The sequence below is a fragment of the Natrialba swarupiae genome (assembly GCF_008245225.1).
Classification (GTDB): Archaea; Halobacteriota; Halobacteria; order Halobacteriales; family Natrialbaceae; genus Natrarchaeobius; species Natrarchaeobius swarupiae.
Window position 1 is genome coordinate 36759 of sequence record NZ_VTAW01000004.1, and the last position, 15929, is coordinate 52687.

At 65.1% G+C, this 15929-nt stretch carries 16 protein-coding genes; 6 read left to right on the top strand and 10 right to left on the bottom strand.

All coding sequences use genetic code 11. From position 1 onward, the window contains the following. Position 1 precedes the first annotated feature (1 nt). Positions 2-1618 carry a hypothetical protein gene (locus FYC77_RS04885; RefSeq protein WP_238386788.1) on the top strand — a complete coding sequence of 539 codons (1617 nt, stop codon included), beginning with the start codon at positions 2-4 and terminating at the stop codon, positions 1616-1618. A gap of 159 nt (positions 1619-1777) precedes the next feature. Here the strand turns inward: FYC77_RS04885 and FYC77_RS04890 are convergent, their stop codons facing one another. The 4 genes from FYC77_RS04890 to FYC77_RS04905 all read right to left on the bottom strand — a co-directional run bounded on the left by FYC77_RS04890 (position 1778) and on the right by FYC77_RS04905 (position 7347). After that, positions 1778-2848: a quinone-dependent dihydroorotate dehydrogenase gene (locus FYC77_RS04890; RefSeq protein WP_149080389.1), complete on the bottom strand. Its 1071-nt coding sequence runs from the start codon at positions 2846-2848 to the stop codon at positions 1778-1780. Positions 2849-2972: 124 nt separating this feature from the next. After that, positions 2973-4187: a hypothetical protein gene (locus tag FYC77_RS04895; protein ID WP_149080390.1), complete on the bottom strand. Its 1215-nt coding sequence runs from the start codon at positions 4185-4187 to the stop codon at positions 2973-2975. Between the two features lie 176 nt (positions 4188-4363). Then, positions 4364-6166: a glutamine--fructose-6-phosphate transaminase (isomerizing) gene (gene glmS, locus FYC77_RS04900; RefSeq protein ID WP_149080391.1), complete on the bottom strand. Its 1803-nt coding sequence runs from the start codon at positions 6164-6166 to the stop codon at positions 4364-4366. Next, complete coding sequence (locus tag FYC77_RS04905; protein WP_149080392.1) at positions 6166-7347, bottom strand: sugar phosphate nucleotidyltransferase; 1182 nt, start codon at positions 7345-7347, stop codon at positions 6166-6168. The genes glmS and FYC77_RS04905 overlap by 1 nt, the downstream gene beginning before the upstream one ends. Before the next feature lie 317 nt (positions 7348-7664). On the opposite strand from FYC77_RS04905, the gene FYC77_RS04910 reads away from it, so the two are divergent. The 4 genes from FYC77_RS04910 to FYC77_RS20340 all read left to right on the top strand — a co-directional run bounded on the left by FYC77_RS04910 (position 7665) and on the right by FYC77_RS20340 (position 10581). Beyond that, on the top strand, positions 7665-8105 hold the full coding sequence (locus FYC77_RS04910; protein ID WP_149080393.1) for a DUF5788 family protein: 441 nt from the start codon (positions 7665-7667) through the stop codon (positions 8103-8105). Beyond that, positions 8105-9874 carry a DNA polymerase/3'-5' exonuclease PolX gene (gene polX, locus FYC77_RS04915; protein ID WP_149080394.1) on the top strand — a complete coding sequence of 590 codons (1770 nt, stop codon included), beginning with the start codon at positions 8105-8107 and terminating at the stop codon, positions 9872-9874. Before FYC77_RS04910 ends, polX begins: the two co-directional genes overlap by 1 nt. A 32-nt stretch (positions 9875-9906) precedes the next feature. Continuing rightward, entirely contained in the window at positions 9907-10359 is a 453-nt protein-coding gene (locus FYC77_RS04920; protein ID WP_149080395.1) for a Mut7-C RNAse domain-containing protein, read from the top strand. Between the two features lie 69 nt (positions 10360-10428). Further along, a complete protein-coding gene (locus FYC77_RS20340; protein WP_200840340.1) occupies positions 10429-10581 on the top strand; it encodes a hypothetical protein in 153 nt (50 codons plus the stop codon). Here FYC77_RS20340 and FYC77_RS04925 read toward each other — a convergent pair. Next, positions 10575-11339 (bottom strand): PHP domain-containing protein, encoded by a 765-nt coding sequence (locus FYC77_RS04925; RefSeq protein WP_238386789.1) that lies wholly within the window; start codon positions 11337-11339, stop codon positions 10575-10577. The two genes, FYC77_RS20340 and FYC77_RS04925, sit on opposite strands and share 7 nt — an antisense overlap. 123 nt (positions 11340-11462) lie before the next feature. Between FYC77_RS04925 and FYC77_RS04930 the strand changes: the two genes are divergently transcribed. Then, positions 11463-11750, top strand: a complete 288-nt coding sequence (locus FYC77_RS04930; protein ID WP_149080397.1) for a DUF7565 family protein — start codon at positions 11463-11465, stop codon at positions 11748-11750. 74 nt (positions 11751-11824) lie between these two features. Here the strand turns inward: FYC77_RS04930 and FYC77_RS04935 are convergent, their stop codons facing one another. The 5 genes from FYC77_RS04935 to FYC77_RS04955 all read right to left on the bottom strand — a co-directional run bounded on the left by FYC77_RS04935 (position 11825) and on the right by FYC77_RS04955 (position 15819). Next, positions 11825-12262 carry a transcription elongation factor Spt5 gene (locus tag FYC77_RS04935; RefSeq protein ID WP_149080398.1) on the bottom strand — a complete coding sequence of 146 codons (438 nt, stop codon included), beginning with the start codon at positions 12260-12262 and terminating at the stop codon, positions 11825-11827. Then, positions 12262-12435, bottom strand: coding sequence for a protein translocase SEC61 complex subunit gamma (locus FYC77_RS04940; RefSeq protein ID WP_149080399.1), 174 nt, complete (start codon positions 12433-12435; stop codon positions 12262-12264). The genes FYC77_RS04935 and FYC77_RS04940 overlap by 1 nt, the downstream gene beginning before the upstream one ends. Positions 12436-12569: 134 nt before the next feature. Then, the gene (locus FYC77_RS04945) at positions 12570-13649 is read right to left on the bottom strand and encodes a S1C family serine protease (RefSeq protein WP_149080400.1); all 1080 of its coding nucleotides are present in this window, start codon (positions 13647-13649) and stop codon (positions 12570-12572) included. A gap of 288 nt (positions 13650-13937) precedes the next feature. Next, the gene (locus tag FYC77_RS04950; RefSeq protein WP_149080401.1) at positions 13938-15209 is read right to left on the bottom strand and encodes an alanine--tRNA ligase-related protein; all 1272 of its coding nucleotides are present in this window, start codon (positions 15207-15209) and stop codon (positions 13938-13940) included. A 70-nt stretch (positions 15210-15279) separates the two neighbouring features. After that, complete coding sequence (locus FYC77_RS04955; protein ID WP_149080402.1) at positions 15280-15819, bottom strand: helix-turn-helix domain-containing protein; 540 nt, start codon at positions 15817-15819, stop codon at positions 15280-15282. Between the last annotated feature and the right edge of the window lie 110 nt (positions 15820-15929).

The following is a 15929-nucleotide window of genomic DNA, read 5'->3' on the forward strand; positions in this document are numbered from 1 at the left end:
AATGACGTCGTTGAGCCACGTCCACGCGATCGGCCGAATCGAGCTCCGACGGCAGTGGCGTGCGATCCAGGAGAACCCGACCCAGCTCGTCGCGTTCCTGTTTGCCGGGATCTTTTTCATCCCGATGGCATTCGGCGGCCTGGCCGGCGCGTTCTTCTTCGGTCACAGTATCGCATCGGGCTCGCTCGAGTCGCCTCGGTCGTGGGGTCGGCTCGTCTTCGTTTACGCCTGGATATTCGCCGCTGGATTCGGCGGCTACCGAGCGTACTCGACGGCGCTTCGACCCGATCGACTCGACGGCATGCTGACGACCGTCTCCCACCGGGAGTTTCTCGGCGGGCTTGTCTACTCCGAAGTGCTCCTCTGGGGGATTCCGGCGGTCGTCTACAGCGCCCTCGCATCGATCGCGTTCGCCGCCGGTGTGCGTTCCGTGGCGGCGATACCGTTTTTCTTGTTGGCGTTCGCCCTGGCGCTTTCGACCGCCCTCGCGGCCGGACACCTCGTCGCTCTCGCTGTCCGGAACGCCGGCGTTCGATCGAGACTGCTCACCCGGCTGCGAACTGTCGTTTTCATTCTGATCGGTCTCGTGTACTTCGCAGTCATCTTCACGCAGAACTTCGCGGCCGTTCTCGATCCGCTGCTGTGGGCCCTCGAGCCGACGCCGGTCGGCTGGTACGGTGATCTGGCGCTCCTGGGGACGGCCTCGGAGGTCTCGCTGGTGCGGGCGATCGGGGCTGTCGTCTCGAGCGTCGTCTTCTTGCTCGCCTGTGTCTCCGTTCTCCCACGATTCGCCGAGTTGCTCTGGTACACCGATGGTATTCACGTCGAACACGAGGTGGAGTCGGCGACTGGATCACCGGCGACCGCGGAGTCTCGTCTCGCGGCGGTCCTCCCACGTTCGGCCGTCGGCGTCGTTTGGACCGACTGGCGGCGGGCGAAACGAGCACCGATCACGCTCTCGTTCGTGCTCTATCCGTTAGTCCTGCTGATCAATCCGATCCTGACGGTCGTTCGAACCGGAACGGTCGGGAGTTCGTTCCCGCTGTGGATCGCACTCTGTAGCGCCTGGGTTGCGGGCGTTCTCTTCTCGTTGAACGTCGTCGGCAGCGAGGGCGCGGTGCTCCCGACGACGCTGTTGAGCGACGAGCCCGGGCGGGCGGTCGTGGTCGGACACGCGTTCGCCGGCGCGGCGCTCCTCGCACCGATCGCGGCCCCCGCAACGCTCGCCCTGTCCCTGCTCAGCCCACACTCGATCGGAACGACGCTCTCGCTGACGCTCGGAACCGTGGTCCTCGTCGCGTGCGCCGGGCTGATCGCCTCCGGAATCGGTGCGTCCATCCCCAAGTTCGAGGCGGTCAACGTCTCCCGGAGCACCCGTGCGGTCGTTCCGAGCGTCGTCGCGTTCGGGGTGTTCTCCGTCGTTCTCTCCGTGATCGCCGTTCCGTTGCTCGCAGGCCATAGCGTCCTCGTCGGCGGTGGGATCGCGTCACTGCTCGGCACCTCACACGCTCTCGTGGCGGCTGCGAGCACGGCCGTGACTGGTGCTATCGCGCTCTCCGTAGGCGCACTCTCGGCTCGCCACGCAGTCCGTACCGTCGATTCCTATCACTTCGATTGATCGCCGACGAACGTGTTCGCTTTTCCCGCCGGATACGATCTACGATCGGCCGGTACCGCCGAACCCACGACCCGTCTGCGGTTTCAGCGGTAACACGGTACAGCAATCCGTATCAGTCCACTGAGATCGGTTCCGAGATCATTCGAGGCCGATGCAGAGTCACTCGAGGTCGGCTCCGACGGCCTCTTCGACCGACGAGAAACCGTCGCGCTCGAGCAACTCGACCAACCCCCGGTTGATTCGTTTCGCGGTCGAGGGTCCTTCGTAGACGAAGCCGGTGTAGAGCTGAACGAGCGACGCGCCGGCACGGACCTTCTCGTAGGCGCGCTCGGCGGAGTCGACGCCGCCGACACCGACGATCGGGAGTTCGCCGTCGGTGTACTCCGCGAGCGTTCGGACGAGTTCGGTCGATCGATCCGCCAGCGGCTCGCCGCTCAGCCCGCCCCGCTCCTCGCGATTCGGCGACTCGAGACCCTCGCGTTCGGTCGTCGTGTTCGTCGCGACGATGCCGTCGACGTCGAACTCGCGGACGATGTCGACGAGTTCGAGGACCGACTCGTCGGGCGAGTCCGGTCCAACTTTCACCAGAATCGGTTTCTCCGCCTCGTTTTCGGCCTCGAGCGTCTCGAAGATCGTCCGTAGCTGTTCGGGCGAGGATTCGTCGAACGTCTCGGGCGTGTTCGGACAGGAGACGTTCACGACGACGTAGTCGGCGAAGGGTGAGAGACGATCGAAGACCCGCCGGTAGTCCTCGATCGCTTCTGCCTCGCTCGAGGTGTTCATCTTGCCGACGTTGACGCCGAGGGGAACGTCGGGGACGCCGTCGCGCTCGAGGCGGGACTTGATGGCTTCCATCCCGTGACCGTTAAAGCCCAGGCGGTTGATCATTCCTCGGTCCTCCCTGAGCCGGAACAGCCGTGGTCGGTCGTTGCCCGTCTGGGCGTACGGCGTCACCGTTCCGATCTCGACGAATCCGAACCCGAGTGACTCGAGCGCGTGAGTCACCTCGGCGTTCTTGTCGAAGCCGGCCGCGACGCCGACTGGGTTTGGAAACCGGGTTCCGAAGGCGTCGACCTCGAGTGCCGGGTGGTCGTACTGGTAGGCGTAGGAAACCGCGGCACGGGTCGGATACGTCGACTGGACCGCCCTGAGCGCTTGCTTCCCGAGCGCGTGGGCTCGCTCGGGTGGGAGCGTGAACGCGAGCGGACGGACCCGCGAGTACAGCGTCATTCCGGGAAGATGTGAACGCGCCGAAGGTAAACGTCCCGGAGCGCGTCAGCGCCGTCCTCACGCCTCCGCGAACCGCATCATCGTCGCGCCGAAGTGGGAACTCTCGAGACGTCCAATCTCCCGCCTACGGCTCGTGGCAGTCGCCCGCGTTCCCGACCGGCGGCTCGTCGTCACTCCCGAACCGGTTCGAGTCATCTCCGGCCTCGAGTCCGCGAAGCCGCTCGAGGCGGTCGTTGATCGACGGTGCCAGGTGGACGTGTTCGCCGATCCGGTTCCGCCGGCGCGGGAGTTCGAGTCGGTTCGCGGTGCGCTCGACGGCGTCAGCGATCTTCTCGGGGTCGAGTGCCCGTGCCGCGCGCCCGTCCGCGTCGTACAGCCCTGCCCGAACCCACCGGTCGAGACCCCACAACACGCCGACGATGCCGACGACCACGGCGACCAGCGGCTCGAGTTCTACGGTCGGGGAGACGAGCGGAACCGCGACCACGACACCACCCACGAGCGCTTGCAGGCGGAGGATCTCCGCGAGGAGGCGTCGATCGTGGACGCCCGACTCGAGACGGGCCGCCTGTATCGCGAGAAGCCCTTCGGCGAGGGGTTCGTCCGCGAGCAGTTCAGCGGCGACGACCAGCCGCCGACGGCGAGGCAGTCCGACCGAGAGCACCCCCAGGTCCGTCCAGTCGGGATTCTCGTAGACGAGAATCGGAACGTCGACCTTCGGCGCGTCCGCGAGCAGGGTCTCGAGGCGCCGTCGCTCGTTCTCGGTCGGCTCCCGGAGGGTTCCGGACTGGGCGAGCGAGTGTGGTTCGACCCACTCCGAACCGAGGACGAAGACGGCGATGCCGACGAGTGCGCCGCCGAGAACGCCGAGCGTGGCGACGAGCACGTAGATGGTCGCGACGACGGCCGAGAGAAGGGCGATGCCGAGTGCGAGGTACCGCGCCCGTCTGTAGACTCTGGTTCGGACCGAGTGTGCCGACCGGTCCTCGTGGACCGCGACGTTGCCGAGATCCGTTCCCACGGTCGCGATCCACAGTCCGGCGGGGAACGGAAGCCACGCGACGATCGTCACCGCGACGTCTGGAAGCGCCTCGAGGGCGGAGAGTTCAGCGATCGCGCCGGGAACGTCGATGAGGACGTAGGCCCCGGTGGCGACGAGCCAGACTGCACCGACGATGACGTACTGGTAGCGGTCGGTGTCGGTTGTAAACGTCGTCGCGCGGAGCAATCGAACCAGCAACGTTCCGAGGATCGCGAGCGTGATAGCGAACAGAAACCACTGCTCGACTGGGATCGAGGGCGTGCTGGCGGCGGGGGTAATCGTCTCGAGCGAACTCATCGGATCGGCTTGAGCGTCCTGTTGCCATCCGCCGAAGTGACCGGAACCGGTCTCTCGGCGCTTCGGAACTGCTGTACAGTCGTCCGTATCCCCCGGTCGACGGATAGCTATTGCGGATCGGGGCGGTCGGATCCAATCGCGGTAGTTGTGCCGGAATTGGTCGATAGCAGGCCGTCTCACTCGACGGTGACGCTTTTGGCCAGATTCCGCGGCTTGTCGATCGGTCGATCGAGTTCGTACGCCGTCCAGTAGGCGAGTAGCTGTAACTGCACGTTCGTCACCACCGGCACGAGGGCCGGGTTGGTTTCGGGAACCTCGAGAACGAAGTCCGCGAGGTGAGCGACGTCCTCGGGCGAGTCGGTGACGACGACCACCGGTGCGCCGCGGGATTCGACCTCCCTGACGTTGCCGACCGTCTTTTCGACGACCTCGTTGCTACCCGTTACGAGCGCGACGACCGGCGTTCGCTCGGTCACCAGCGCGAGCGGACCGTGTTTCAGTTCACCCGCCGGAAATCCCTCGGCGTGTGCGTACGTGATCTCTTTCATCTTGAGCGCCCCCTCGAGCGCGACCGGCCACTGGTAGCCCCGACCGATGAAGAAGTAAGCGTCGGCGTCGACGATCTCCGCCGCGATCTCACGCGCGTTCGAGGTATCGAGCACCCGCTGGATGTCCGATGGAAGATCACGGAGCCCGCCGAGGAAGGGGTTCGGGCGACGGCCATCGAGGACGCTCGCGAGTATCGCCACTGTCGCCTGCTGACTCGCGAACGACTTCGTGGCTGCGACGCTGATCTCGGGGCCGGCACGGATGTAGACCGTGGCATCGCACTCGCGTGCTGCCGAACTGGCAACGACGTTCGTCACGGCGAGTGTCGTCGCGCCGGCGCGGTTTGCGTCTCTGAGCGCGCCGAGCGTGTCTGCAGTCTCGCCGCTCTGGGTCACGCCGACGACGAGCGTGCCGGACTCGAGGGGGATCCGCTCGACGTCGTAGTCGCTCGCAACGAACGTCTGTGTTGGAATGCCGCGTTCGCGAAGCAACGCCGCGCCGTACTGGGTCGCGTAGTACGAGGAGCCACAGGCGACGAACTGCACGCGGTCGGTTTCCTCGACGATCGACTCGGGAAGATCCGGCAAGGTGACCGATCCGTCGAGTTCCAAGATCCGCCCCCTCGTACTCTGGCGGATCGCCTGCGGTTGCTCGTAGATCTCCTTTAGCATGTAGTGGTCGTAACCACTCTTGCCGGCGTCTTCGGGGTCCCAGTCGACCACGTCGACAGCGGGATCGACACGCTCTCCGTCATCGTCCGTGATTACGACGTCCGTCGGCGTAAGACGGGCGACCTGTCTATCCTCGAGATAGATCACCCGATCGGTGTGTTCGATGAAGGCCGGAACGTCACTCGCGAGATAGGTGGCGTCCGCTCCGAGGCCGACGACCAGCGGGGACTGACGCCGGGTTGCGTAGATCTCGTCCGAGTCGTGAAAGATCGCGGCGATCGCGTAACTGCCGTCGAGACGCTTGATCGCGTGCCGGAACGACTCCGCTGGTGAGTAGCCCCGGTCGAGAAACCGTTCGATCAGGTGTGGGACGGTCTCGGTGTCAGTGTCGCTCTCGAAGGTATGTCCTGCATCGGTTAACGTTGATTTGAGCGACTCGTCGTTCGAGATGATCCCGTTGTGAACGACCGCGACTCGGTCGGAACAACCCGTATGCGGATGGGCGTTTTCGTCCGTCGGGGGACCGTGCGTACTCCATCGGGTGTGTCCGATACCGACCGGTCCCGTCACCGTCTTGCCGTCGAGTGTGCTCTCGAGCACCGAGAGCTCACCAGATCGCTTGTAGACGTCTAGCATCCCGTTGGCGACTGCGATTCCAGCCGAATCGTAACCACGGTACTCGAGACTCGAGAGGCCGTCCAACAGGACGTTTTCCGTCGTATCGGGATCGGAACCCGCGTAGCCGATAATCCCACACATCACCGGTCGACCTCGATTGCGCTTCTGTTACAGCCGTCGACGATCGCTCCGCTCCGGACGGTGGCATCGGCACCGACGACCGCGCCGGGGGCGTACGTCGAACCGCCGCGATCGTTCACGCGATCCCCGAGAAGGGCACCCAGCTGTCGGCCCTCGTAGATTCGGTCTGCGACGCGAACGTCGGCTGGACCCCCGGGTGCCGTCGTTCCGGGGCCGATGCGGACGCCGCGGCCGATCACACAATCGACCAACGTCGCATTGGGACCGATTCGACCGTCCGTGTCGACGAGGCAGCGTTCGACGACAGCGTTCGATTCGACGGCCGTGTTCGTCCCGAGACAGGTGTAGGGCCCGACGACCGCCCCGGGACCGATTTCGCAATCGCTGGCCGCGACGACTGGTGTCCTGATCGTCGCGGATTCGTGAACGTTCGTCGACTCCGGAATCCGCGGCTCTTCGATCAGGGGATCTTCCGCGACGAGCGTCTGAGAGAGTCCCAGCAGATCCCACGGGTAGTTCGCCTCCGCCCAGAACCCATCTGATTCGACGCCGTGGACGGTGTTTCCGATCTCGATGAGGTGGTCGATCGCATCGACGAGCAGGTGCTCGCCAGCCCGTGGCGCGGTTCGACGAATCGCCTCGAACACCGTCTGCTCGAAGCAGTAGACTCCGACGTTGAGTCGATAGTCGCGGTCGTCCTGTGGACCCTCGACGAGTTCGACGACTGCCTCGCCGTCGGTTATTACGCCGCCGTACTCCCCGACGTCGACCCGGTAGATCAACCCGAGAGTGGCGGCCGAATCGTGTTCGTCGTGTGCGTCGAGAACGTCTCGAACCAGTGTGGCGTCGATCACCTGGTCGCCGTTGACGACGAGGAAATCTTCGTCGACGGACGACTCTGCCGTCAGAACGGCGTGGCCGGTCCCGAGCTGTTTCTCCTGTGTAACGTACGTGATCGGGACGTCCCGATAACTCGGTCCGAAGTACGACTGGACGTCCGTCCGTTTGTATCCCACGACGACGACGATCGACGTTATCCCTGCGTCGACCAGCGCGTCCAGCGTGTGCTCGAGAATCGGTCGAACGCCAACCGACAGCATCGGTTTGGGCCGGTGGCGCGTAAGCGGTCGGAGTCGATTTCCCTCCCCGGCTGCGAGGACGACGGCGGTGCGTTCGGTCATTCGTCGCTATCGGCCACTCGGACGTATTTAGTTCTTACAGAGATATGATATGTGTGGTGTATATGTTATCAGCAGGAAATACCCGTGCAAAACCTTTCGGACCCGTGTTCGTACAAAAGAGTTTGTTGGTCTGGCAGATTTGTGCGAGCAGTGTTCGAGGAGCGGGGGTTCCGAGCATCGCGTCCCGGTCGGCGACGGAAGGCGTCGTGAATTCCTCGACGCTTCGTCTCGAGAGTCGGTCGGCCGTGATCCGCTTCGCCAGGCCACCGGGAGACACCACGACCACACTTTTGCCCGATTGGCTCCAACGAACGGCCGTGAAAGAGTACGAGCGCAAACAACTGCTCGAGCGCGTCGAGCGCGACGGGGCGACCGTCGGCGCGGGGATCCCGGAGACGATCGCAGTCCAGGGTGAGGAGATCGATCTCCGGACGTTCGTCTTCGAGATCAAACGTCGCGAGACGGTTCCTGCGGGCGAACGCGAGCGCGTCGAGCAGGCCAAACGCAACCTCAGACGCGAGCGAACCACCCGCCTCGAGCGGATCGAGGAGGGCGACATCAGCCGCGAGGAAGGCGAGGAACTCACCCGGAGCGTTATCGGGATCGACCGCGCGCTGAACGCCTTAGAGAGCCTCGGCCCGACCGACTTAGAGCGCGAACAGCAGGCCCAGCAAGCGGCCGACACGAAACGCTGGATGTCCTTTCTCAAGAAGGCGCTGGGCCGCGAGGACGACGCCAGCGCCCGGAGGGGTCGCTGATGGCGACGAACGCGGAGATCGCCGGCCGTTTCGAGGAGTTCGCCGACCTCCTCGAGGCCGACGACGTCGAGTACAAACCCCGAGCGTACCGCCGTGCGGCGGAGAACGTCCGCGCCCATCCCTCGCCGGTAGCCGACTACGTCGCCAACGGCGACCGCGAGACGCTCGAGGAGATCGACGGCGTCGGCGACGCAATCGCCTCGAAGATCGTCGAGTACGTCGAGACCGGCACCATCGAGGAACTCGAGGAGCTGCGCGCCGACCTTCCGATCGACATCGCCGACATCACCCGCGTCGAGGGCGTCGGCCCGAAGACCGCCGGCAAACTCTATCGCGAACTCGGCGTCGAGACCCTCGACGACCTCGAGACGGCGGCTGACGCCGGCGAGATCCAGGCGGTCAAAGGCTTCGGCCCCAAAACGGAGGAGAACATCCGCGACAACCTCGAGTTCGCCCGCCAGATCGGCCAGCGGTACCTCCTCGGGGAGGGACGCCCCCTCGCCGACGACGTCCTCGCGCACCTCGACTCGATCGAGACGGTCGACCGGTGTGAGGTTGCGGGGTCGATCCGTCGGTGGCGCGAGACGATCGGCGACGTCGACGTGCTGGTGGGAACCGAAACGGGCGAGGAGGTCGTCGACGCGTTCGTCGACTGGGATTCTGTCGACGGCGAGATCGAGTCGGGTCCCACGAAGGCCAGCGTCCGCGTCGGCGAGATCCGCGTCGACCTTCGCGTCGTCGCCCCCGAGGAGTTCGGCTCCGCACTCCAGTACTTCACGGGGAGCAAAGACCACAACGTCCGCCTTCGAAACTACGCGATCGACCGCGAGATGAAGCTAAACGAGTACGGTGCCTTCGACGTGAGCGCAGTCGGCGACGAGGAAGCTGGCGAGGAGACCGACGGAAGGCAGCGCGTCGGGGAGCGGGTCGCCGGCCCGACGGAAGCGGGGATGTACGAGGCGCTCGGATTGCCGTGGATTCCGCCGGAACTCCGAGAGGACCGCGGCGAGATCGACGCCGCCGAAGCCGGCGAACTCCCGGATCTCCTCACCCGCGAGGACGTCCGGGGCGATCTCCACACCCACACCGAGTGGTCCGACGGCAACACCACGATCGAGGCGATGGTCGCCGAAGCCGAGCGCCGAGGGTACGACTACTACGCCGTCGCCGACCACGCCGAGGGCCCCGGCGTCGTCGGGGGGATGGGTCTCTCCGACACCGAGATCTTAGAGCAGGTCGAAGCGATCCGCGAAGTCGATGCAGCGAGCGATATCGCGGTCCTCGCGGGAATCGAGGCGAACGTCGACGCCGACGGCGATATCGGCCTCTCGAGTGCGGTGATCGACGCCCTCGACGTCGTCGTCGCCTCGCCTCACAGCGCGCTCGATCAGGACGCCGAGACTGCCATCGAACGACTCGTCTGCGCCGTCGAGAACCCGGCAGTCGATATCCTCGGCCACCCGAGCGGCCGACTGCTCAACGAACGCTCCGGGCTCGAGTTCGACGCGACGGCCCTCGCACGGGCCGCGGCCGACCACGACACCGCCCTGGAGATCAACAGCAACCCGCGACGACTCGATCTCTGGGGCAGCGCCGTCCAGGCCGCAATCGAGGAGGGTGCACCGATCGCCGTCAACACCGACGCCCACCAGCCCTCGACGCTCGAGTACCTCCGCTGGGGAGTCCACACGGCGCGTCGCGGCTGGGCCGAGCCCGCCGACGTGATCAACACCTGGGAACTCGAGGAGCTTCGGGCGTTCCTCGAGTAATTCCTCCCGCATACCGATTCGATTCCGAACCCATGCGACTCCTCCTCGACGTCATGTGCGGCGGCCTCGTCTCGTACCTGCGGATGTGCAACTACGATACAGCGTACGCCGGCGACCGCGGTCTCGAGGCCGACGACGACTTGCTCGCAGTCGCCCGCGACGAAGGTCGGACGATCCTCACCCGTGACGTTGCGTGTTCGAACCGGGCCGAGCGGTCGATTCTCCTCGAGTCCCGCGACCTCGAGGGCCAACTCGCCGAACTCGCGGCCGTCGGCGTCGATCTCACGCTCCCCGACGAGCCCGAACGGTGCGGTCGGTGTAACGGGAGACTCGAGCCCGTCGGCGAGTCGGCATCGACACCGACGTACGCTCCCGACCCCGCGGAGACGGCAGTTTGGCGGTGTCGTGCCTGCGGTCAGCACTTCTGGCGCGGGAGCCACTGGGATCGGGTCGAGGAAACGCTCTCGAGCGTCGACACTCGGTAGTGGGACGGTCGCGGGCCCGTTTCCGAGCGACCCCGAATCGTTTCACGTTTCGACGTGGAAGCAGGACCGATGTCCGACGACGACCATCTCGACCGAGCCGGAAAACAGGCGGCGTACATCACCAACGAGTGGAGCGACGACCCCGCGATCATGCAGACGCAGGCACTGTGTTACGTCGGCATCCAACTCGAGCGGATCGCCGATGCCCTCGAGGATCAGTAGACCGCGACGTCGTCGAACCGACCGTCGTAGGCGATGTGTCTCGGGTGAGTCGGCTCGAGCCCCGACAGAAAGAGCCGATCGGCCTTCTTCCAGGTATTTTCGTAACAGAGGTGTGTGAGTTCGCGCGCCGTCGTTCGTACCCGCTGTAGGCCGTTTTTGTAGACGATCCGCCGAGCGATCTCCGCCTCGAACGCCTCGAGCAGGTCCGCCTCGGTGTCGATCGCCGACTCGAAGACAGTGTGGGCGACCCCGACGGTGTCTGGGAGGTGGGCGTACGACGACGTAAACGGCGAGAGGGCGAGTTCGTCCGCGAGTTCGCGTGCCCGACGGTTGTGCCACGGGAGGTGTTTCGGGTTGAACACCTCCACCGCGTCGATCGTCTCGGCGTAGTGTCTGACGTCCGCACCCGTGAGACTCACCGTCGCGAACTCCGGATGGGGGGCGAGTACCGTCGCGTCCTGGCGTTCGAACTCCGCCATCGCCGTCTCCAGCGGGATGAAATCCGGAACAGGCTCCTCGAGGCCGAGCGCGAGGACGTGTTTACGATCGTGCCAGGCGCCGGTAAACACCTCGCGGCCGGGGACGACCAGCAACTCGTCGCTCGAGTAGGCGGCGGCACGCTCTCTGATGTCGGGAAGACGGGTGAAGTGTGGCGCGTAGACGACGACGTCGAGACCGACGCGCGTGGCTCGCTCGACGATCGCGTCGTCGAGTACCTTGACGTGACAGTCCACGCGAGTGACTCCGCCGTCGTTCACGAGAGCCCCTTTCGGGACGGTCGAGTTATGGATTCTGATTCGACGACGGTCGTTCGGAACCCAAACCAGCGACGGGATACTGCGAAAAAACCAAGAGGTCTGACAATCGATTACGAGCATTCAATGGCCTGGGAATGCGGAATCGACGGCTGTGGTGCGGTGTTCGAGGACGTCGAATCGGCAGTGATCCATCAGGCGACCGAGCACGAGCGTCCGGAGTGTAAAGTGTGTGGAACGATCGTTCCGGACGGCTACCTCGCGCTTCGCCACACGTTCAACGAACACAGCCGCGCGGAGTACGTCCGCGCTTACGGCGCTGATTCCGAGGACGTCCGCAAACGCGAGGAACTCCTTGAGGAGATCGAGGAGGTCGCAGATATGGAACTAATCGCGAACGAACTAACCCGATAACGGCGGGTTGAAACTCGCTACTGCTCGTCGGAATCGGTCGCGACCACGGTGTGTTGCCCACTCGAGTCGCGGAACTACCGTTCGTCGCTGTCGAGGACTCGAATCTGATCGCCTCGCACCGTCACCGGAATCGGCACCGTCGCCTCGTACAGTTCGACCGTCACCTGATCTTTGCCCTCGTCGATGCGCTGGACCTGGGCCTTCTCACCTTTGAACGGTCCGGCGATGAGCTCGACGATGTCGCCCTCGGCGATCCCCTCGACGTCCGGCTTCGGCGAGAGGAAGTGTTCGACCTCCGAGATGTCGGACTCGCCGGGAACGATGCTTCGTGCGTGGGGAATCTCCTCGAGTACGCGCTCCAAGACGGCGTTGTCGTCGGCTTCGACCATCACGTACGACGTCAGCGAGTCGGGCGCGAGCGCGGCGTGGATCTCGGCCTCCTCACGGTTGATGATCATGTCCGCGACGGTTTGTTCCTGACTCGCTGTCGTCTTGACCGCGTAGATCCCCATCAGAGACCACCGGTCAACAGGAGCATGATTCCGCCGATGACGAAACCAATAAACCCGACGAGTAGGATGCCTGCACCGGCGATTTTCGATACCTGAAGGAACTCCTCAGTCGTGGGTGTCGTCGCCATTTTCAACACCCGAACGTACGAGGTGAGGTCGTACGGAACGTCCATATATGTCTATTCACAGCCCGGCACCTTTTATCTGTCTTTCGTGTCCTGCCGAGCGCCGTTGGTCACGGTCGGCTGAAGGGAAAGCGCAGATCGAGGCCACCGAACGCCCACAACGGACTGTCCAATCTGGAATTTCAGGGGGTGTCGACGTCCGGTCGCGAGGCGAGTGTCAACTCGACCGTTCCCGGTTCGCCGTCGCGGACGATCTCTATCTCGATCGTTTCGCCGGGCGACGTCTCGAGTGCGAGCGTCGACGAGAGCAGATCCTGGTTCGGAATCTCGCGATCGCCGATGGCCAAGATCACGTCGCCACCGGTACGAACGAGTTCGCCGTCTATGGTCGTCGTCTCGGTCGCCGGCTCGAGGACGCCGTCGGCGGGCGCGTTCGGAACGACCTCGGTTACCTGCACGCCGCCTGCCTCCTCGAGGTCGTTCGCCTCGGCGACCTGCGGGCCGACGGGATCGACGCCGACACCTATGTACGGGTGTTCGTACTCTCCCTCGCTCGCCAGGGCGGGGACCACACGGTTCGCGAGACGGGCGGCGATGGCGAAGCCGATCGTCTGGCCGGCACCCGCGAAGACGACGCCCAGCACGTCGCCCTCGAGGGAGATCAGCGGGCCGCCGCTGTTACCTGGATTGACCGGCGCATCGGTCTGGATCGCCGCGGGGATCGCGAATCCGGTCGGGCTCGGCAGCGACCGGTCGATGCCGCTGACGATCCCCTGTGAGATCGAGGCGTCGAGTCCGAGGGGATTTCCGAGCGCGAGCACCTCCTGGCCGACTACCGGGTCGTCGTCGGAGAGCGTGAGTCCCGTGGCGACGTCGGGAACGTCGTCGACGGACACGACGGCGAGGTCGCTGTGGACGTCGGAGCCGACGACTTCCCCAGTTCGCCACGCCTCGTCGGTGAACTGCAACTCGACCTCGTCGGTCCCGGCGACGACGTGGTGGTTCGTGACGACGTCCCCCTCCTCGAGGACGAACCCCGAACCGAGGCCACCGGGGGCCCCCTCGTCTCCGGGGACGGTGACGAGTACGACGTCGCCGATGCTCTCCTCGTAGATGCTCGCGTAATCCGCTTCGTCGGGCTGGTCTTCGTCCTGTGTCGCGTTGCTCGCGACTGCGGAGTGGCCCGTGGCGACCAGCGCGGCGATTCCGGACCCCACTTCGAGAAACCGACGACGACCGCACGGGGATCGGTCTGGCGACATGCCGAGATCCACCCCGACGAGAACCATAAAACACCCACTCCGGCGAGACGCGACGACCAGGCCGCGTGTCCCCACGACGTTCTGGGGCGGACGGCACCGCAGCGTGGTGGTTCTCGGTCGGTCGCCGGGAACGCACCGAAACCAAAACACTTAGTTATTTCCGTCGGCAATGGTTGTGCGTGCGGGTCATGCCTCTTCGTCCCCGCATTCGTCTCTCGACTCGAGATACTCGAGTCGCCGTCCCGCCGGTCGACGAGCCGCCGAACCCGTCGAACCGTCCTCTCAGAGTTACTCCATCAGTGAATCCCGGAGGTCGTCGATCGTTGCGTCGAATCCGCCACCCTGTGCGATCGTCTCCGAGCCCCCACCGCCGCCGCCGAACGCATCCGTCAGGTCGTCGAGGATCCCGGTCGCCGACCTCGAGCCGGCCCGCCCAACGACGGCGAATGGCCTGCCGGCTTCGCCGATGGCGACGATCACGTCGTCTCCCTCGGCGGTCTCCGCTCGAACGTCGATTCGGCTCCGGACGACGTCACTGACGAGTTCGGTCTCCACGTCGCCGACCGTCGCGACGTGCCATCGTTCGCCGTCGCGTTCGAACGACTCGCCGCGATCGAGTCGAGCGGAGACGAGTTCGGACTCCGTACGCCGGAGTCGATCCTCGAGGTCGTCACGGTCTTCGATCAGCCGCTCGAGTTCGGTCGAGACCTCTTTGGCTCCCGTACCGAGCCTCCGTTTGGCGTCGAAGAGGGCTCGTTTCTCCACAGTTCGGCGGTCGATCGCTCGCGGGCCGACCGCGAGTTCAATCCGAGTCAGCCCTTCGCCGGGATTCGACCGGCCGAGGACGGTGACGGGTCCGATCTCGCGGGTGTTTCTGACGTGAGTTCCGCCACAGGCCGCGACGTCCCACGGCTCCGCTCGGGAGCCGGTTCTCGTGGTTCTGATCGCGGTGGCGTTTCCACCGCCCCCGTCGTCTTCGCCGATCGTGACGAGTCGGACGCGCCCCCTCCGGAGCGCCCCGTCTTCGGTCGCTTCGTTGAACGCGACGTTCTCGCGTTCGCGGGCGTCGGCGACCGGGACGTCCTCCCAGGAGACCGGGCGCGATTTCCAGACCGCTCGGTTGACCAGTTCGTCGAGTTCGATCAGAATGTCGTCGTCGACCGTCGTACTCGTCTCGAGGTCGACTCGAACCGCTCGCTCGCCGATGTCGAACCCGCCGTAGCCGAGATCGTCGAGTAGCCGTCGGCCCGCCCCATAGAGAACGTGGCTTGCCGTGTGGGCACGCATACAGTACATTCGAAACGACCAGTCGACCGAACACAGGACGCGGTGTCCCGCCTTGAACGTCGGCTCGGTCTCGAGGACGTGTACTTGCTCGCCGTCGACGAGTTGGACGTCGACGACGTCGACGTCGCCGATCACCCCACGGTCGGCCGGTTGGCCCCCGCTCTCGGCGTAGAAGTAGCTTCGCTCGAGCCAGACCTGTCGGCCGTCGACCGCCGTCACCTCTGTTTCGAATCGCGTGGCGTACGGTTCCGCCGCCGCCAGTTGCCCACTCATCGGTTTCACTCCACGGTCCGGAACTAAAAGTCTGCTCGCCGCTGGTTCGAACTAACCGTCGACAATTCCCTCACTCCGAGAGCGTCACGTCGAGACGTTCCTCGAGTGCGGCGATGACGCCGCCACCGATTCCGGCCTGGGTCGCCCGGCCTTGCTCGACCGCGAGCAGATCCTGCTCGCGGATACCCAGTTCGTCCGCGAGTTCCTCGCGCTGGAGACCCGCGTCCTGGCGGGCGTCGACGACGGTCTCGCCGTACCCGGAGACGAGATACGGGAGCGGGTCATCGTCGTAGTTCGTCCCCTCTTTCTCCCAGTGTTCGGAGTCGCCATCCCAGACCGGGTTGGCCTTCGCGACGTTCTGTGCGGCCTTTTGCTTTCGGCTCGGACCGTCGCTCGAGGAGCCACTCGAGGAGCCACTCGAGCCTGACGACCCGCTCGAGCCCCGACCCTGTCCTTTGGTCGGCGTATCGTCGTGGGGCGCACAGTCCGGACAGACCTCGAGTTCAGCGCCGGCGACCGACGCGAGCCGAAGCGAGTCGCTCTCCGCTCCGCAGAGTTCGCAGTTCGTCCCGCCGCCGCCGGAGGACGAACCGGTCGAGTACTTAGCCATGGTACCTTTTGGCAACTGTCGCATTTCAAATCACCGCTCGGGCGATTCCATGTGACCTCGCCGCAGGCACGGACCCAAAGGAAAGGGCTTTTATAATCACGCTGGATACC